This is a genomic window from Aeromonas sp. 600282 (assembly GCF_049175755.1).
Classification (GTDB): Bacteria; Pseudomonadota; Gammaproteobacteria; order Enterobacterales; family Aeromonadaceae; genus Aeromonas; species Aeromonas veronii_A.
In genome coordinates, this window is record NZ_JAAKVR010000001.1 from 208,140 (window position 1) to 226,617 (window position 18,478).

At 60.8% G+C, this 18,478-nt stretch carries 15 protein-coding genes, 1 other RNA gene and 1 pseudogene; 7 read left to right on the plus strand and 10 right to left on the minus strand.

Annotation, left to right across the window (positions count from 1 at the left end; all coding sequences use genetic code 11):
- Positions 1 to 6: 6 nt before the first annotated feature.
- Together G5137_RS00955 and G5137_RS00960 are read right to left on the minus strand one after the other, a co-directional pair.
- Entirely contained in the window at positions 7 to 423 is a 417-nt protein-coding gene (locus tag G5137_RS00955; protein ID WP_167572626.1) for a hypothetical protein, read from the minus strand.
- Positions 420 to 770, minus strand: coding sequence for an STAS domain-containing protein (locus G5137_RS00960; RefSeq protein WP_005333409.1), 351 nt, complete (start codon positions 768 to 770; stop codon positions 420 to 422). The genes G5137_RS00955 and G5137_RS00960 overlap by 4 nt, the downstream gene beginning before the upstream one ends.
- 338 nt (positions 771 to 1,108) lie before the next feature.
- Here G5137_RS00960 and G5137_RS00965 point away from each other — a divergent pair, with 338 nt between their 5' ends.
- Both G5137_RS00965 and G5137_RS00970 read left to right on the plus strand, forming a co-directional pair.
- Positions 1,109 to 1,600 carry a molybdopterin-dependent oxidoreductase gene (locus G5137_RS00965; protein ID WP_421254768.1) on the plus strand — a complete coding sequence of 164 codons (492 nt, stop codon included), beginning with the start codon at positions 1,109 to 1,111 and terminating at the stop codon, positions 1,598 to 1,600.
- Positions 1,601 to 1,608: 8 nt separating this feature from the next.
- Positions 1,609 to 3,435, plus strand: a complete 1,827-nt coding sequence (locus tag G5137_RS00970; RefSeq protein WP_047435143.1) for an ATP-binding protein — start codon at positions 1,609 to 1,611, stop codon at positions 3,433 to 3,435.
- Between the two features lie 317 nt (positions 3,436 to 3,752).
- Here G5137_RS00970 and ffs read toward each other — a convergent pair.
- From ffs to G5137_RS01010, 8 genes and pseudogenes are all read right to left on the minus strand, one after another.
- Positions 3,753 to 3,849, minus strand: an RNA gene (gene ffs / locus G5137_RS00975) — signal recognition particle sRNA small type.
- Positions 3,850 to 3,951: 102 nt separating this feature from the next.
- Positions 3,952 to 4,740, minus strand: a complete 789-nt coding sequence (locus G5137_RS00980; protein ID WP_421254769.1) for a sulfite exporter TauE/SafE family protein — start codon at positions 4,738 to 4,740, stop codon at positions 3,952 to 3,954.
- A gap of 105 nt (positions 4,741 to 4,845) precedes the next feature.
- Positions 4,846 to 6,282, minus strand: coding sequence for an arginine-ornithine antiporter (gene arcD, locus G5137_RS00985; RefSeq protein ID WP_005336921.1), 1,437 nt, complete (start codon positions 6,280 to 6,282; stop codon positions 4,846 to 4,848).
- Positions 6,283 to 6,640: 358 nt separating this feature from the next.
- The gene (locus G5137_RS00990; RefSeq protein WP_421254770.1) at positions 6,641 to 7,420 is read right to left on the minus strand and encodes an SDR family oxidoreductase; all 780 of its coding nucleotides are present in this window, start codon (positions 7,418 to 7,420) and stop codon (positions 6,641 to 6,643) included.
- Positions 7,421 to 7,472: 52 nt separating this feature from the next.
- Positions 7,473 to 8,375 (minus strand): 3-hydroxyisobutyrate dehydrogenase, encoded by a 903-nt coding sequence (mmsB, locus tag G5137_RS00995; protein ID WP_421254873.1) that lies wholly within the window; start codon positions 8,373 to 8,375, stop codon positions 7,473 to 7,475.
- A 63-nt stretch (positions 8,376 to 8,438) separates the two neighbouring features.
- A pseudogene (locus G5137_RS01000) lies at positions 8,439 to 9,539 on the minus strand (enoyl-CoA hydratase/isomerase family protein); the annotation flags it as partial.
- 18 nt (positions 9,540 to 9,557) lie between these two features.
- Complete coding sequence (locus G5137_RS01005) at positions 9,558 to 10,340, minus strand: enoyl-CoA hydratase (protein WP_005336930.1); 783 nt, start codon at positions 10,338 to 10,340, stop codon at positions 9,558 to 9,560.
- Positions 10,341 to 10,475: 135 nt separating this feature from the next.
- On the minus strand, positions 10,476 to 11,633 hold the full coding sequence (locus tag G5137_RS01010; RefSeq protein WP_421254771.1) for an acyl-CoA dehydrogenase family protein: 1,158 nt from the start codon (positions 11,631 to 11,633) through the stop codon (positions 10,476 to 10,478).
- A gap of 305 nt (positions 11,634 to 11,938) precedes the next feature.
- On the opposite strand from G5137_RS01010, the gene G5137_RS01015 reads away from it, so the two are divergent.
- From G5137_RS01015 to G5137_RS01035, 5 genes are read left to right on the plus strand one after another with little or no spacing between them, the layout of a single operon-like run.
- Positions 11,939 to 13,081 carry an isovaleryl-CoA dehydrogenase gene (locus G5137_RS01015; protein ID WP_421254772.1) on the plus strand — a complete coding sequence of 381 codons (1,143 nt, stop codon included), beginning with the start codon at positions 11,939 to 11,941 and terminating at the stop codon, positions 13,079 to 13,081.
- Positions 13,078 to 14,679, plus strand: a complete 1,602-nt coding sequence (locus G5137_RS01020; protein WP_421254773.1) for a carboxyl transferase domain-containing protein — start codon at positions 13,078 to 13,080, stop codon at positions 14,677 to 14,679. The genes G5137_RS01015 and G5137_RS01020 overlap by 4 nt, the downstream gene beginning before the upstream one ends.
- Before the next feature lie 11 nt (positions 14,680 to 14,690).
- Positions 14,691 to 15,545 carry an enoyl-CoA hydratase-related protein gene (locus G5137_RS01025; protein ID WP_270817179.1) on the plus strand — a complete coding sequence of 285 codons (855 nt, stop codon included), beginning with the start codon at positions 14,691 to 14,693 and terminating at the stop codon, positions 15,543 to 15,545.
- Positions 15,542 to 17,512 (plus strand): acetyl/propionyl/methylcrotonyl-CoA carboxylase subunit alpha, encoded by a 1,971-nt coding sequence (locus G5137_RS01030; protein WP_421254774.1) that lies wholly within the window; start codon positions 15,542 to 15,544, stop codon positions 17,510 to 17,512. The genes G5137_RS01025 and G5137_RS01030 overlap by 4 nt, the downstream gene beginning before the upstream one ends.
- Complete coding sequence (locus tag G5137_RS01035; protein ID WP_421254775.1) at positions 17,509 to 18,477, plus strand: hydroxymethylglutaryl-CoA lyase; 969 nt, start codon at positions 17,509 to 17,511, stop codon at positions 18,475 to 18,477. Before G5137_RS01030 ends, G5137_RS01035 begins: the two co-directional genes overlap by 4 nt.
- The last annotated feature ends 1 nt before the right edge of the window (position 18,478 follow it).

Genomic DNA, 18,478 nt, shown 5'->3' on the forward strand with positions numbered 1-18,478 from the left:
CGTCTGTTACGTCTGCCCCCATTGGCGTAAGGGGAGCCCTGACCAATCAGCACGACAGCCATCCGCTGTTGTCTGTTGCAGCCGCAAACGTACTTGTTGTAGTGATTGTGCCAGCACGGTCTGACGCCAGGCTACATCCGACCAGAGCCGTCCGTGCATATCCCGTTCGATATCAATACGTTGAGATTGTAGTCGTTTCAACTCGGCAGGCATACACCCCTGCAGACTCGCTTGCTTTAATTCCGTCAGCTGCAAGTCGAGTTCCTTCTGACGCTCATCATAACGAGACCAGACCCGCCGTTCATCCTCATTGACCGGAATACGGGTGGGTCTTGCCTCGGCCATGCCGCCAACCCCCTCCGGCGGCCACTGCGCACAACCCGACAGCAGAATGGACGAGAGCAGGATACCAAAGCGTTTCATGATGCAGCGGCCATCATGCCACGGGAACGCATATAGGCCTTGATGCTCTCATGGCAGGGGATCACCCGGTCGATATGCAACATCTCCAGCAGGTCATGGGGTTGACCGGGTCCGCAGACAAGGGCCATCTGATGCCCGTTCATAATCAATCTTTTGTAGAGAAATACCAAGGCTCCGATCCCCGACGAATCGATAAAATGAACATCGCTGATATCGGCCAGGATATCTCCCGGGTGGGTCGAGAGGGTTTCAAACAACGGGCGGAGCTCACTGACGGCCATCGCGTCAAACTCGTTTTCCAGTACCACTACCTGGATATCATTAAGGGTGTAAGTCATGCTTTCCATCGCTAGCTCCTTGTCGATTCTCAGACTATTTGCTGTCACGGCATTCAGCACGCTGCAAATGTTATGCCGGGCAGTGCCACGGCTCTTGTTCTCCAAATGATACTCTTTGCGCCTTATTCGCCAACACCCACTCCTCGTTTTGATTGCCAAATTGCAATTAACCTCCCCCGCACGTTGCAAACTGCAATTCACCTGGGCCGAGATCGCCCGATAACAGGCTAAATGACTGATAATTCAAGCCCATTACACCGGGCCCGATTATTGCTTGCCCTTAGACACAGCTCACAAGCCACCGTTGGCCCGGCACCCATGCCGCCATTTTCCAGGAAGGAGAGATCATGAAAGCAGGCCTTTACATCGCACCACTGCTGGTAGCCCTTTGCGGCACCGCATACGCAGCCCCCACCCCTGACAGTGCCGTATTGAAGGTTGAAGGCGCCATCAGCAGCCCCACTCATCAGGCTCTGGCCCTGTGGGACAGCGCCATGCTGGATCAACTACCGGTACACGAAATCAAAACCCATACCCCCTGGTATGACGAAGCCAAGACCTTTCGCGGCCCGCTGCTGCAAGATGTATTGGCCAAGGTCGGGGCAACCGGCAAACAGCTCACCATTACCGCGCTCAATGACTACTCGGTACAGGTGCCGACAAGCGATGCCGAGCAGTATCGGGTCATCCTCGCCCGCACGATCAATGGCAAGCCACTGTCGGTGCGTGACAAAGGGCCGCTGTTCCTTGTCTATCCGTTCGATAAATATCCCGAACTGCAAAACAAGCTCTATTACGGTCGGGCTATCTGGCAGATCAGTGCGATAAAAGTGGAGTAGATCCCATCATGCGTTCCATGGCGGCCAGTCAACGTTTCTTGTTTGTGGTGCTTTGTGTGCTGCTCCTAGCCTTTGCCGGTATTGGTACCATTCAGTACCGGCAATTTCAGGATCTGCAGCGCAGTACCAGCCAGGGCGAAGACAACGTGATGTGGAACTATTTCCAGCTCTATAACGAAGCGCTGCGTTTTCAAAGCTCGCTGCTCCATGAGTCGCAACCGACCTTCCAGCTCAGATACGATATTCTGGTCAGCCGCATGGATCTGGTGCTGGAGAGCAAGGATCGCAGCCTGCTTCAGCAAACAGAGATCTACCAGCAGGCAAGCAAAGCCATTCGATCCTACATCTCTCTGGCGGATATCTGGCTCGGCCCGGAAGCCACCAAGCCGCTCGACAATCTTGCCCATCAGGAGCTGCGCCAACAGCTTGCCTCCCTGCTCCCCCTGCTCCATCAGCTGACTCTGGAGGTGAACCAGCAGGCGACCCTGTTTGATGTGGCGCGTCGCGACAGCGTGAGGGAGCAGATCATCACGACGACACTCATCGCAACCCTGCAATTTGCGCTGCTCTTTGTGCTCGCCCTGCTGATCTGGCGGCAAATGAATATCTCGTTTCTGCAGCACAAACTGATGCAGCAGCTCAATGACAAACTGCTGCGGGCAAATCAGGCGGCAGAGGCAGGCACAAGAGCCAAAAGCAGCTTTTTGGCCAACATGAGCCATGAAATTCGCACCCCCATGAATGGCATTCTCGGCATGCTCTCACTGCTGGCCGACCGGGATATGGATCCGAGGGAGCGAGACTATCTGGAGACGGCGCGGGAATCGGCAAACCATCTGCTCGGTCTGCTCAACGACATTCTGGATGTATCCAAGCTGGAAGAGGGCAAGATCGAGCTGCAACTGGCCCCCCATCACTTGCCCCAACTGCTGGAGGATATCCGGGCCCTGATGCAGAGCAACTGCGATGCGAAAGGGATCAAACTGACCCTGACTGTTGCCCCCGATACGCCGGAGTGGTTGATGATCGACCCGCTGAGGGTGCGCCAGATCCTCTTCAACCTGGTGAGCAATGCCATCAAGTTCACCCATCAGGGGGAAGTAAAGATCCATGTTGATAGCACCCTGTTGGAGCAGGATCGCCACTCGATACGCATCTCGATCCAGGACACCGGGATCGGCATGAGCAAAAGTCAGCTAAAGAACCTGTTTCAACGTTTCGCCCAGGCGGATGTCTCGATCACCCGCCAATATGGTGGATCGGGCCTGGGACTTGAGATATCCCGTAACCTCGCACGCCTGATGGGCGGCGATATCTCGGTAGAGAGCAGCGAGGGACATGGCAGTACTTTTACCTACATCTGGCCCGCCAGAGCCACGACCCCCTCGATTGTTTGCCTGCCGTCCAAGCCGCTGGATCAGGAGAGCTATCGCATCTTGCTGGTTGATGACAATGCCACCAACCGCAAGGTGATCGGCGCCATGCTCGACTCCGTGGGCCATCAGGTCACATTGGCCGTTCAGGGAGAAGAGGCGCTGGAGAAACTGGGTCACACCGAATTTGATCTGGTGTTGATGGATGTCCAGATGCCAGTGATGGATGGCCTGGTGGCCACCACCCGGATCCGCACTTCCCAGATGCCTTGGGCAGATATCCCCATCATCGCCCTGACGGCTGATGCGATGCCGGAATCCAAGCAATACTATCTCTCCCATGGCATGAATGGATACATCACCAAGCCCATCAATAAAGAGACGCTTCTAAGCGAGATAAACAGACATATTTCCCATGGGCGGCTCAAATACAACGCAGCCATGCGTGTCACCAAACAATAAAACCTTGGATTCCGGGGTACTGATTGCTCATGTGGGGCAACATTGACCTCTGCAGGCAACTGAATGGGCTTGGGTCTGGAACCCACGCAGGCAAGCCGCTTCGCAACAGCTGCACGGGCCGTCAGCTTGTCTCGGGTATGCAGGGATTTTTTGATCTCTTTACGGCGACCACAGGGGAGCGTGGTGACTTTCCGGTAATACCAGATGCCGTGGGGACTGAGCCAGAGATTCATCGATGAGCTCCTCGTCGTCCACACAAAGTGGATGACCAAGGGCTTTAGGAAGCTAACTTATTGAATTGCAGAAACAAGTGGTGGCCCTACCAGCCACATCCCGGCACTCGAGTCCCCCGCCTTGGCTGCTACCTTCCGGTCCTGACCAGGTCGACGGGTTATCAATGCGAGAGGACCAATAGGACCACCGGCGAGGAGAATAGGCAAACTGGGCGTTCAATGCAACGGCTTTCTACCCTCCAACAGATCGTTTGCCTTATTTTTCAACAATCTGCCGAATGAATCAGCTAAACAGCATAAATTTCGCCCCCACCAGCAGCATCAGCAGGGCAAAGGCCTGCTTGAGGCGTGTGGGTGACAGGCGGTGTGCCAGCTTGGCGCCAATGCGGGCGAACTGGGTACTGGTCAGCACAATGCCCAGCAGGGCGGGCAGATAGATGTAGCCCACACTCCACTCGGGCAGATCGGCATGACCCCAACCCGCATAGAGGTAGCTGAGGCTCCCCGCCAGCGCGATGGGCATGCTGCAAGCTGCAGAGGCCGCTACCGCGTTGCGCATTGACACCGAGTTCCAACTCAGATAAGGGACGGTGAGCGAGCCACCGCCAATACCAAACAGCGCAGACATCCAGCCAATGATGGTACCGGCAATGCCTGTGCCGAGCGGCCCCGGCATATGGCGCTCCGCTTTGGGTTTAAGGTTAAGCCCCATCTGTAGCGCCATGCTCCAGGCGAAACAACCGATGATGATATTGAGGGTGCTGGTGCTGAGCAGATTGGCGGTCATGCCGCCAAGCCAGCCCCCAATCAGCATGCCGGCGCCGAGTCGGCGGATCATCACCCAATCGACGGCGCCCGCCTCCCGGTGGGCCCGCAGCGAGCTGAATCCGGTAAAGATCATGGTGGGCAACGAGGTGCCGAGGGCCAGATGGGTAATGATTTCAGGGTCGATGCCCTGGGCGCGAAAGGTCATGACCAGCACGGGGACAATGATAAGACCGCCGCCGATCCCGAACAGCCCCGCCAGCATACCGGCAAAGGCGCCCAGCAGGAGGTAACCCATAAACAGCATAAAAATTCCTGTGTTAAACAAAAACTGGCCAACACGGCCGGGCAACTGTGGATATCAGCATGAAAAAAAAGAGATGGCGCGAGGGCCATCTCTTCATTGTGCCGGTTAGTGCAGTGGAATGGTACCGTCCATCACCTTGTAGAAGGCCAGCACGGCACAGCCAAGCAGGGCCGCCGTCATTCCCTGCTCCAATCGGTTAAGGCCGCGCAGACCGTGATGCTGACGCGCCTTCCAGTAGATGAAGATGCCCGGGCTGTAGAGCAGCGCCACCAGCAACAGGTACTCCACACCGGCTGCGTAGACCAGCCAGCAGCCGTAAACCGTCGCCACCAGGGCCAGCAGCAGGTCACGCTTGCGCTGATGGGGTTGACCCTGATAGGTCTCCCCTTTCAATGCCAGCTTCAGACCATAAGCGCCAGAGAAGACATACGGCACCAGCGCCGCCGAGGTCGCGATGTTGACCAGCGCCAGATAGGTGCTGCTCTGGAAATAGATGATGATCAGGAAGATCTGCACCAGACAGGTGGAGCACCAGAGCGACACCTGCGGCGAGCCGTTCTTGTTCTCCTTGGCAAACCAGCCCGGGAAGACGCCGGTCTTGCCTGCGATGTAGGGCACTTCAGCGGCCAGCACGGTCCAGCTGAGCAGAGCCCCCATCACCGACACCACCAGACCGATGTTGATAAGCCAGGCGCCCCAGGGGCCGACTACGGCTTCGAGGATCATGGCGGTCGAGGGGTTCTTGAGCGCCGCCAGTTGCGGCTGGCTCATGACACCCAGCGAGAACAGGGTCACCATCACGTAAAGCGTCAGGGCGCCGAGCAACGCCAGCACGGTAGCGCGGCCCACATCCTTGCGATGACGGGCACGGGCAGAGACCACCACGGCCCCTTCAATCCCGATAAAGACCCAGAGGGTCACCTTCATGGTGGACTTGACCTGATCCATCACGGAGCCCAGCTCCATGTTGTTCTGGCCCCAGATATCCAGAGTGAAGGTATCCATGTTGAAGGCCAGCAGGATCGCGACACAGAAGACGATGAGCGGCACCATCTTGGCGATGGTGGTGACGATATTCACCAGTGCAGCAACCTGTACCCCGCGCAGCACCAGCGCATGCACCGACCAGATCAGGATGGAGGCCAGCGTGATGGCCACCGGCGTATTGCCGTCACCGAAGATGACGTTGTCAGGCGTATCGAAGAAGTAGCTCAGGGCGCTGAACACCACGATGGCGTAGGAGACGTTGGCCAGCAGTTGGCAGAGCCAGTAACCCCAGGCGGCGTTGAAACCGATGAAATCGCCGAAACCGGCCTTGGCATAGCTGAAGATACCGCCATCGAGATCGGGGCGGCGCATGGAGAGGTTCTGATAGACCAGCGCGAGACAGATCATGCCAAGACCGGTGATGGCCCAACCCAGGGCGACCGCCCCGGCACTGGCATGCGCAGCAATGTTTTGTGGCAGACTGAAGACCCCGGCGCCGACCATGGAGCCGATCACCAGCGAAATGAGGGCGCCCAGCCCTAGTTTCTTGTCCATTTCAATCCTGTTTATTTAGGCGGCGGCAGAGCGTCCGTATTCATACTGCGCGCAATATGGGAGGGGCTGGGAATCCTGACCCCGTGAAAAAGGCGGCAACTATATTGCATGACTATTCCGACCGCAATCCCTCGTCCCGTCAATCATGCACCGCCTTGACCGCGCGCAATTTTACAGCACTGACCCATATGGCCTGTGAGCTGGCTCAAATTAACCAAGACCCGTTGATATTTCTCATTTTTCTGCCAACGTGACCTGACTCGCATGGTCCCCATGCATCCCCATTCAGCCCTTTGCTGTATAAATAATCTGCATAAAAAAGCCCCGGTGGAAACACCGGGGCCCATGGTGTAAATCCCTATAAACGCAAACCGCCATCCAGTTCTATCATCCGTCCCGACAGATAGTCGTTGGCAAGAATAAAGCTCACCGTCTCTGCCAGCTGTTGCGCCTCGCCAAGGGTGCCGACTGGAATGGCCTGCTGCATCCGCGCCATCGCCTCCGGCTTCATCGCCGCCGTCATGTCGGTGGCAAACACCCCAGGGGCGATCCCCATCACCCGAATGCCGTGGCGCGCCAGCTCGCGCGCCCAGGTCACCACCAGCGAAGCGACCCCCGCCTTGCTGGCGGCATAGTTGCTCTGGCCAATATTGCCGGCGCGGGCGATAGAGGAGATGTTGATGATAACGCCCTCCTGCCCCCCTTGCGCCATCAGCGCCGCCCCCTCGCGACCGCAGAGGAAGGTACCTGTGAGGTTGACGTCAATCACGCTCTGCCACTGGGCCAGCGTCATCTTCTCCACCAGCTCACCCTCTTTCACCTTGATCAGCATGCCATCGCGCAAAATGCCGGCGCAGTTGATAAGACCGTGCAGCACGCCAAAACGCTCCTTGATGGCAGCAAAAACCGACTCAACCTCGGCTTCGCTCGCCACATTGCAGACAAACAGCTCGCACTGGCTATCTTGATCGCACTGATCATTCTGACTGCGCACCAGGGCTGCGGTCGCCTCCAGATCGGCGCGATTGATGTCGAGCAGCGCCAGCGTCGCCCCCTGTGCGCCCAGGGCCAGCGCAATGGCCCGTCCCAAGCCACGTCCAGCGCCGGTAATAACGATGACCTTATCTTTGATATCCATCAATGCTCCTTGTAGCTGGTCGAAGGGAGATGCCTTGAAGAGAGGTGGCCCGTCAGGCGGGATCCTGTTTATCCAGATAGAGTTCGACGATGCTGGAGAAATCGCGGCTCCCCTGCCCCTGAGCGGCATGCAGGTTGAACAGGTTACGTGCGAGCGCCCCCATCGGCACAGCGCTGTGGCCATGCTCGGCCAGCGCCATGGCCAAACCCAAATCTTTCACCATCAAACGGGTCATAAAGCCCCCCTGATAGTTGCGGGCGGCAGGGACATTCTCCATCACCCCGGGCCAGGGGTTGTAGCGCTCCAGACTCCAGTTGTTGCCGGAGCTCTTGCCCATGATGGTGGAGAGCACGGCGGGATCCAGCCCCTCCTTCACCCCGAGGGCCAGCGCCTCGGCAGTGCCCGCCATATGGATCGCAAGCAGCATGTTGTTGCACATCTTGGCGATCTGCCCGGCACCCAGCGCCCCGGCGTGAAACAGGTTCTGCCCCATGCTGGCGAGCAAGGGTTTTGCCGCCTCGAAATCTGCCGCGTCGCCGCCAACGATAAAGGTGAGCGTCCCGGCGGCTGCACCGGCGACACCGCCCGATACGGGGGCATCGATAAAGCGCAAACCGCGGGCGCGGGCCGCCTCCCCGACCTGACGGGCAGAGTCGACATCGATAGTGGAGCAGTCGATCACCAGTGCACCAACCGGCAGGGCAGCCAGCAGATCCTGCCCCTCAGACAACCAAAGATCGCGCACATGTTCCCCCGCGGGTAGCATGCTGATCACCACCTCGCAGCCGGTCACCGCCTCTCGGGCATCCCCCGCTGCGATACAGCCAGCGGCGATGGCGCGCTCAATGTTTTGGGCAACCAGATCAAACACCTGCACCGTCTGCCCGGCCCTGGCCAGATTGGCCGCCATGGGCCCCCCCATGTTGCCGAGCCCGATAAACCCTATCCTTGTCATCCCGCTTGCTCCTTGCGTTGCTGATGGCGGCGTCCGCCGGTTGCCATGATGTAATTCCTTGCAGGCCAACGGATTGCTCCCCTGCGGCCAGCGATAGAACTCATCCAGCCACTCCCCCTCCGGTGGCAACTGTTGCCAGCGGGGATCTTTATCCTTGTCGATCAGCAGTGCCCGTACCCCTTCCACAAAATCCCCCTTCAGCACACAGTTGACCGAGAGGGTCAGCTCCTCGGCAAATACCTCTGCCAGTGAGTTGCGGCGAGCCTGCCAATATTGGCGCCACAAAATGGCACGGCTGATGGGGCTGCCGGTGCGGCAGATCTGCTGCGCCTGCCTGAGTACCGCCTCCTGTTCATCGAACTGAGCCTCGAACAACCGCGCCAATACCCCTTGCAGCGTGCGTCCCGCCAGCAAGGCATCGATCCTCTGTTGATGGGGCAGCAATACAGGCGCTGGCAACCGGGCCGCCACCTCGCTGTGCAATTCCCTGAGCAGCAAATCGATCTGCTCACGGGGATCACCACTGCCAGTCCACTCGAGCACGGCGAGGCGTGACAACAGCGCACTGCGCTCGCCACTGGCGATGGAGTGATCCGCCAGCCCAAGACCGATGGCATCACTCCCGTTGAAGCGGGCGCCAGTCAGACCGAGCCAGAGCCCCAGCCGCCCCGGCATCCGGCTTAAAAACCAGCTCGCTCCCACGTCGGGGTAGAGGCCTATGGTTACCTCCGGCATGGCGAACAGGCTCTTTTCGGTGACAACCCGAAAATCGGCACCGGCAAACAGGCCAATACCGCCCCCCATGCAGATACCGTCAGCCACGCAGATAAGGGGCTTGCGGTAAGAGTGGATGTGGTGGTCGAGCCGGTACTCCTGCTCGAAAAAGTCGCGGGCATATTCGAACAGTTCCGATCCGCTTGCCTCCTGCTTGCGGTAATAGAAGGAGCGGATATCGCCACCGGCACAAAATGCCTTCTCACCCGCCCCCTGCAGCAGCACACAGACGATGGCGGGATCCTGCTCCCAACGGGTCAGCGTCTGTTGCAGGATCTGGATCATCGGCAGGCTCAATGCGTTGAGAGACGCAGGGCTGTCGAGGGTCAACACCCCGATCTGATGACCATCTTCGGTGGGATAACAGCTAACCTTGACCGGCTCACTCATAAACGGCTCCGTATGGATTTACTCTGTTGGGCCATATTGCCAGCGCGGTAAGCGTTTCTCCAGGAAGGCGGCCACCCCTTCACGCTGGTTGGCATCGCTAAAGAGATCGAGAAACAGCGACCGCTCAAGGGGCAAGGCGGCATCCCGCGGGCCACTGCGGCCCTGATTGATCAGGGTTTTACAGGCGCGCAGGGCACTCGGGCTCTGGCGCTCCACCAGATGGGCCATCTGGTGCGCGGCCTCCCACGCCTGACCGGTTTTCACCACCTCCTCCACCAGCCCCATCTCGTAGGCCAGCGAGGCACTCACCTTCTCACCGCAGAGGATCATCCGCTTGGCCCAGCCCGGCCCCACCAGCTCGGTCAAACGCTGGGTGCCACCGGCACAGGGAAGCAAGCCCACCGAGGCTTCCGGCAGTCCCAGCAACGCCTGCTGCTCGGCGATGCGGATATCACAGGCCAGCGCCACTTCCAGGCCACCGCCCATGGCATAACCATTGATGGCGGCGATACTGACGCCGTGAAAGCGGGCCAGCGCCTCGAAGGCCTTGCCAAAGGCCTCGGCTACTTCACGGGCAAGCTCGACATTCCCCTCAACAAACATATTGAGGTCGGCACCGGCGCAGAAAAATTTGTCGCCCGCACCACGGATCACCAGTGCCACCACATCGGGACGACTGTCGAGCTCCACCATCATCTGCAAAAAGGCCTGCAGGCTGGCGAGGGTCCAGGTGTTGGCAGGGGGATGGTCGAGGGTGATATAGGCCACGTGGCCATGATATTCGAGTCTGATCCTTGTCATAACATTGTCCTTCTCGATGAAGCTGCCGCCATGATGACAGGCTTGAATGACACCAACCTGTGGCTGGCTCACAAAGCCGAAACCGGCATGGTGCAAATCGGGTGGCAGGCAACACACCCTTGATGCGACCACCGGTTAGCCCAGCGACAAGCCGGGATCGGCCAGCAGGCGGCGCGCGATGATGAGTCGCATCACCTCGTTGGTGCCCTCCAGAATGCGGTGTACCCGGGTATCGCGCAGATAGCGCTCGAGCGGATACTCGCGGATATAACCATAGCCGCCAAAGAGTTGCAGAGCCTCATCACAGATTCGATAACCCACATCGGTGGCAAACCGTTTGGCCATGGCACACCAGGCACTCTTGTCGGGTGCCCCGCGATCCAGTTTGTCGGCGGCCTGACGCACCAGCAAACGGGCGGCAGCCAGCTCGGTCGCCATATCGGCCAGGCGAAACTGCACGCTCTGGAATTCGCTGATCGGATGACCAAATTGCTGGCGCTGCTGCACATAAGCCAGCGCATCGTCCAGCGCCTGCTGGGCGGTGCCCACCGAACAGGTGGCAATATTGATGCGCCCACCATCGAGGGCCTGCATGGCGAACTTGAATCCTTCCCCCTCTTCGCCCAACCGATAGCAGGCAGGAATGCGAACCCCGTTGAAAACAACCTCCCGGGTCGGCTGGCTGTTCCAGCCCATCTTCTCTTCTGCCTTGCCATAGCTCACGCCGGGGGCATTAGCCGGCACCATAAAGGCAGAGATCCCCTTCGCACCTTCACCACCGGTACGGGCCATCACCACCAGCACGTCAGTGCTGCCCGCTCCCGAGATAAAGACCTTGGTTCCCTCGATGAGGTAGCTATCACCCTCGCGCACCGCCCGGGTCTTGAGTGCCGCCGCATCGGAGCCAGCCCCCGGCTCGGTGAGGCAATAGGAGCCCAGCAGCTCGCCGCTGGCCAGTTTGGGCACCCACTCCTTGGCAACCTCGGTGGGCAACCAGTTACCCAGCATCCAGCTCACCATGTTGTGGATGGTCAGATACGCCGTGGTCGAGGTACAGCCCATGGCAAGACGCTCGAAGATGAGGCTCGCATCGAGGCGCGGCAGCCCCAATCCGCCAAACGGCTCCGGGGTATAGAGGCCACAAAAACCTAGCTCTGCCGCCTGCTTGATGGTCGGGATCGGAAACTCATGCTCCTTGTCCCAGCGCGCGGCATGGGGTTTGAGCGCCTCATCGGCAAAGGCGGCGGCGGCCTCCACATACGCCTGTTGATCATCGGTCAGGGTAAAATCCATCTTGTCGTTCGCTCCCTTGTTGCCCCGCGCTTATTTTCCTGCGTTAGCGCTTTATGACGCGGCGCCCACACGCTGCGTCATTCGGATCTGCCACTATGGCGCTGTTGTCGTGGTAGCTGATGACGCTCTCACTACCACCTATCTATCGACACACAACAGATTAACAATTGATTTACGTTTACGCTAACGTAAACTTGTGGCAGAAGTGAAGTACAAAATGGACCGACCACTGCCAGCCGTAACGCCGAGTCAGCCGGTCGAGCCAACCTTCCAACCCGACTGTCATATCCGCAAGGAGAGCATGGATGCAGATGGATGAGACCCTGAATGCCCTGACCGAACAGGTTGCGGCCTTCTGCCAGAAAGTGATCGCCCCGCGCGCCAGCGAGATCGATCAGAGCAACGCCTTTCCCCGTGATCTCTGGCCCCGGATGGGTGAACTGGGGCTGCACGGCATCACGGTGGCGGAGGAGTATGACGGGGTGAACCTCGGCTATCTGGCCCACGTGCTGGTGATGGAGCAGGTGAGCCGCGCCAGCGCCTCGGTCGGCCTCTCCTATGGCGCCCACTCCAATCTCTGCATCAACCAGATCCACCGCCACGGCACGGCGGAACAGAAAGCGCGCTACCTGCCACCGCTGGTGAGTGGCGAGCATGTGGGGGCACTGGCCATGAGCGAGCCGGGCGCAGGCTCCGATGTGGTCAACATGCGCCTCACCGCGGAGCGCGAGGGCGATCACTTCGTGCTGAACGGCAACAAGATGTGGATCACCAACGGTCCCGATGCCGACACCTTCGTCATCTATGCCAAGACAGATACCAGTGCGGGCCCCAAAGGAATTTCTGCCTTTATCGTTGAAGCCGGCACTCCCGGTTTTTCTACCGCCCAGAAGCTCGACAAGCTGGGGATGCGCGGCTCCAGCACCTGCGAGCTGGTGTTCGACAACTGCCGGGTGCCGCAGGAAAACCTGCTGGGCACCCTGCACGGCGGGGTCAAGGTGCTGATGAGCGGGCTCGATTACGAGCGGGTGGTGCTGGCTGCGGGCCCCCTTGGCATCATGCAGGCCTGTATGGATGTAGTGCTGCCCTATGTGCGTGAGCGCAAGCAGTTTGGTCAAGCCATCGGCGAGTTCCAGCTGGTGCAGGGCAAGCTCGCCGACATGTATACCCGCCTCGCCAGCAGCCGGGCGCTGGTCTACTCGGTGGCGAGCGCCTGCGATCAGGGTCGCACCAGCCGTAAAGATTGCGCCGCAGCCATCCTGTTTGCCGCCGAAAACGCCACCCAGATGGCCCTCGACGCTATCCAGCTGCTCGGCGGCAACGGTTACATCAACGAATACCCCACTGGCCGCCTACTGCGGGACGCCAAACTCTACGAGATCGGCGCCGGCACCTCGGAGATCCGCCGCTGGCTCATCGGCCGCGAGCTGATGGGAGAAAATGCATGAGTCGTATCCACTCCCGCCTCGACACGGCGAGCCCGGAATATGCGGCCAATCGAGCCGCCATGCAGGGGCTGGTCGACGATCTCCACGCCCGCATTGCCGAGATTGCGCAAGGGGGCGGCGCGGCCAACAACGCCCGCCATCAGGCCCGTGGCAAGCTGCTGCCCCGCGAGCGCATCAATCAGCTGCTGGACCCGGGCTCCCCCTTTCTCGAACTGTCGGCGCTGGCTGGCTGGCAGGTCTATGACGAGCCGGTACCCGCCGCCGGTATCATCACCGGCATCGGCCGGGTCTCGGGCAGGCTCTGCATGCTGGTGGTGAACGACGCCACCGTGAAGGGTGGTACCTACTACCCGCTCACGGTGAAAAAACACCTGCGCGCCCAGACCATCGCCGAGCGGCTGCGTCTCCCCTGCCTCTATCTGGTGGATTCCGGAGGCGCCTTCTTGCCGATGCAGGACGAGGTGTTCCCCGACCGGGATCACTTTGGCCGCATCTTCTACAACCAGGCCCGCATGTCGGCCCAAAACATCCCTCAACTGGCAGTGGTGATGGGGCTCTGCACCGCTGGCGGCGCCTATGTGCCCGCCATGGCTGATGAATCCATCATGGTCAGGGAGCAAGCCACCATCTTTCTGGCGGGTCCGCCGCTGGTCAAGGCCGCCACCGGCGAGGAGATCAGCGCCGAGGCCCTGGGCGGCGCCGAGGTACACTGCGCCCACTCGGGAGTTGCTGATCATATGGCCCGTGACGATGCCCATGCGCTGGCCATCGCCCGCACGCTGGTTACTCATCTGGGTAACGAGCCGATAGAGAGCAGCCCCGGCTACGAGCCACCCTGCTACCCGATCGAGGAGCTCTACGGTCTGGTGGGCACCAGTCTCAAACGCCCTTACGACGCCCGCGAACTGATTGCACGGCTGGTGGATGGCTCTGACTTTGACGAATTCAAGGCGCTGTTCGGTACCACACTGGTGACCGGCTTTGCCCGTATTTGCGGCATGGAGGTGGGGATCCTCGCCAACAACGGCGTGCTGCACAGCGACAGCGCCCAGAAGGGGGCCCACTTTATCCAGCTCTGTAATCGCCGCGCCATCCCGCTACTCTTTTTGCAGAACATCACCGGCTTTATGGTGGGGAGCAGCGCAGAAAAGGAGGGGATCGCCAAGCACGGCGCCAAGCTGGTCACCGCAGTGGCCTGCAGCCGGGTGCCCAAGATCACCCTGATCGTCGGTGGCAGCTTTGGTGCTGGCAACTACGGCATGTGTGGCCGCGCTTATGAGCCCGATTTTCTCTTTAGCTGGCCCAACAGCCGTATCTCTGTCATGGGGGGCGAACAAGCTGCCGGAGTGCTGGTACAGGTGCGTCGGGACAAGCTGGCTGCCGAGGGCAAAGAGTTGAGCGAGCAGGAAGCGGCCGCCATCCGAGCCCCGGTGATCGAGCAGTATGAGCGCCAGGGTCACCCCTACTACGCCAGCGCCCGCCTCTGGGATGATGGCGTCATCGACCCGGCCCAGAGCCGCACCGTGCTGGCGCTGGCGCTCGCCGCCTGTCAGGGTGCCCGCATTGAAACCGAGCAGTACGGCATCTTCCGGATGTAAGGAGCAAACCTATGTCAGATCCACTTACTTCCTCAGCACTTGGCTCTTCAACACAGGGCCCGTTTCGGCTGGAGCGGCATGGCCCGCTGGCCGAGCTGGTGCTGTCGCGCCCGGCCCGCCACAACGCCTTTGATGCCGACCTGATGCTGGGGCTGCTCGACTGCCTCGATGATCTGGCCCATCTCCATGGTCATGATCTCGCCGAACGTCCTCACGCCCTGCTGCTGCGGGCCGAGGGCAAGCACTTCTGCGCGGGCGCCGACCTAAACTGGATGCGTAATCTGGCCCACGCCGATTTCGAGCACAATCGCGAAGACGCCCGGGTACTGGCGCGGCTGATGCAGACCCTCGACGAGCTCCCCTTCCCTACGGTGGCGCTGGTGCAAGGGGCCGCCTATGGCGGGGCGCTGGGGCTGATCTGTGCCTGCGATCTGGTGCTGGTCAGCGACGATGCCCGCTTTTGCCTATCAGAGGTAAGCCTCGGGCTAGTGCCTGCGGTGATCAGCCCCTACGTGGTACGCGCCATGGGAATGCGTCAGGCGCGCCGCTACATGCTCACTGCCGAGCCGTTCGATGCCATCACCGCCTGTCGGCTCAATGTGGCACACCAACTCTGCCAACCGGATCAACTGCTGGCGGAGGGACGGGTGCAAGCCCTTCGTCTGTGCCGCAACGGGCCGGAAGCGATGAAAGAGACCAAACGGCTGCTGGCGGCGATAGAGGCCCATCCTTCCCGCCTGCACGAAGAGAAAACTGTCGAGACCATCGCCCGGGTTCGGGTGGGGCTCGAAGCCCAGGAGGGGATGCAGGCCTTCTTTGACAAACGCCCTCCCGCCTGGCGTCCCCGTTTCAAGGATGAGACATGACCCATCACACTCAAATTAAGCGCCTGCTGATTGCCAATCGCGGCGAAATCGCCGTGCGCATCATCAAGACGGCTAAACGCCTCGGCATCCACACCATCGCCCTCTACTCCGGTGCCGACGCCCACGCCATGCACACCCGTCTGGCCGATGAGGCCTGGCATCTGGGGCCCGCACCGGCCAAAGAGAGTTATCTCGACACCGGCAAGGTGCTGAAGATTGCCAAAGAGGCGCACGCCGATGCCATCCATCCCGGTTACGGTTTTCTGTCGGAAAACAGCGATTTTGCCACCGCCTGCGAACAGCGCGGCCTGCGCTTTGTCGGCCCAAGCGGCGCCGCCATTCTCGCCATGGGCGACAAATCGGGGGCCAAGGCGCTGATGCAGGCTGCCGGCGTACCTGTGCTGCCCGGCTATCACGGCACGGATCAACGACCGGACTTCTTGCGCGATCAGGCGAGCCAGATTGGCTTCCCGCTACTTATCAAGGCAGCCAGTGGCGGCGGTGGCAAGGGGATGCGTCGGGTCGATCAGCTGGCCGACTTTGACGAGTCGCTGGCGGCAGTCAAACGGGAAGCCAAGGCCGCCTTTGGTGACGATCTGGTGCTGCTGGAGCGCTATCTGCCCCAAGCTCGCCATGTGGAAGTACAGGTCTTTGCCGATAGCCTCGGCAACGCCATCTATCTGGGGGACAGGGACTGCTCCTTGCAGCGACGCCATCAGAAGGTGATCGAAGAGGCGCCCGCCCCCGACATCCTTCCGGCTCTGCGCCGCGCCATGGGGGAGGCAGCCGTGGCCGCAGCCAAGGCCATCCACTATCAGGGGGCTGGCACCATCGAGTTCCTGCTCTGCAAGGATGAGTTCTTCTTTATGGAGATGAACACCCGGCTGCAGGTAGAGCATCCGGTCACCGAAGCGGTGACCGGGCAGGATCTGGTGGCCTGGCAGCTGGCCGTGGCCGAGGGCAAGCCACTGCCACTCACTCAGGAGGAAGTGGTGCTGCGCGGCCATGCGGTGGAGGCGCGCCTCTACGCCGAGGATGTGGCGGCCGGTTTTTTGCCTGCCAGCGGGCCTATCCACTGGCTCCACTGGCCCGTCAGCGTGCGCATCGACACTGGCGTCACCGCTGGCGATGAGGTGAGCCCCTATTACGATCCCATGATCGCCAAGCTGATCGCCCACGGCCAGAGCCGCGCCGAGGCGTTCGCCAAACTTGCCGATGCGCTGGCTGCGCTGGATCTCGGCCCGCTGGTGCACAACGGCGCGCTCTTGCTACGCCTTTGTGAAGAGCCTGACGTCTTGGCCATGGGCCACCATACCCAGTGGCCCATCCCCACCACAGCGCAGCCCATTCCTGAACTCGCCTGGCCGCTGGCCACCCTCTGGCTGGCGAGCCGCCCTGCGGGTCACTCCCCCTGGCAGCAAGCCTGCGGATTTCGGCTGGGACCGGATCGCTGCTGGACGGCGGCGGTGCGCATCGGTGATGAGCACCGGGTATTGACCCTTAACGATCATGGCGGCCAGTTCGAGTGGCAAGGGGAGACTCATTGCTACCAGAGAGGTGACGATCATATCCGGCTGCAGCAGGGTGGCTGCTGGCAACAGATCCCCATTCAGACGGTCGCAGGCTCGGAGGCAGCCTTCATCATGACCCTGGGGGGCCAGCGCATCCGCTTCGCGGCCGATGATCGGCAGCACAGCCACCACCATGAGCAGGCAAACGAGAAGGCGCAGGGCGCCATCGCGCCCATGCACGGCATCGTGGTGGCCGTGCTGGTCGAGCAGGGGCAAACGGTCAGCAAGGGGCACCCCCTGCTGGTACTGGAGGCGATGAAGATGGAGCACCAGTTGCGCGCAGAGCGGGACGGGGTAATTGAAGCCCTGCAGTGCAAACAGGGCGAGCAGGTAAGCCAGGGGACCGTGCTGGTGCGCTTTGCCGAAGAGACTGCTTCACAGGAGGAACACCCATGAACCGATCACAGGACGTCCGTGACGACAGGGTCAGTCTGGTGGAGATGGGGCCGCGCGATGGCCTGCAAAATGAAGCTGCGCCCCTCTCCCTGGTACAGCGGCTGGAGCTGATCCAGCGCCTTACCGACAGCGGTCTGCAGCGCATCGAGGTCGGTGCCTTTGTCTCTGCCAAAAAGGTGCCGCAGATGGCGGACTCCGCAGCGCTGTTCGAGGCACTGCCGCGCAAGGGCTCAACCCGTTACGGCGCACTGGTGCCTAATCTGCAAGGCTTGCAGGCAGCCATTGCCGCCCGCGCCGATGAGATTGGCCTCTTCACCGCCTGCTCCGACGGTTTTACCCGCGCCAATATCGGCATCAGCGTGGAAGAGTCGCTGGTGCGCTTCGCCCCGCTGGTGCAGGAGGCGCGCCGCCTCGGCATCAAGGTGCGCGGCTACCTCTCCACCGTCATCGCCTGCCCGTTCGATGGCCCGACCCGGCCGAAACGGGTCGCAGCCATGGCCGAGCAACTGCTGGATCTCGGTTGCCACGAAATTTCGCTGGGGGACACCATAGGCGTCGGCACTCCGGGCACGGTGGCGCCCATGCTGGATGCGGTGCTGCACGAGATCCCGGCGGGTCGACTCGCGGTCCATTTTCACGACACCTACGGCCAGGGGTTGGCCAACCTGCTACCCGCGCTGGAGCGCGGCATTCGCACCATCGACTGTTCTGTGGCGGGGCTTGGCGGCTGCCCCTATGCCCCGGGCGCTTCCGGCAATGTGGCGTCAGAAGAGGTGGTCTACCTGCTGCACGGCCTTGGCATGACGACCGGGGTGGATCTCGACAAATTGGCCGCCACCGGCCAGTGGGTCAGCGAGCAGCTCGCTCGCCCCAACGGCTCGCGGGTCGGTCAGGCTCTGCACGCCAATGCCGAGCGGCTGCGTGCACGCCTCTGCCAGCCACTCTCCCGGCAACAGGAGTCATAAC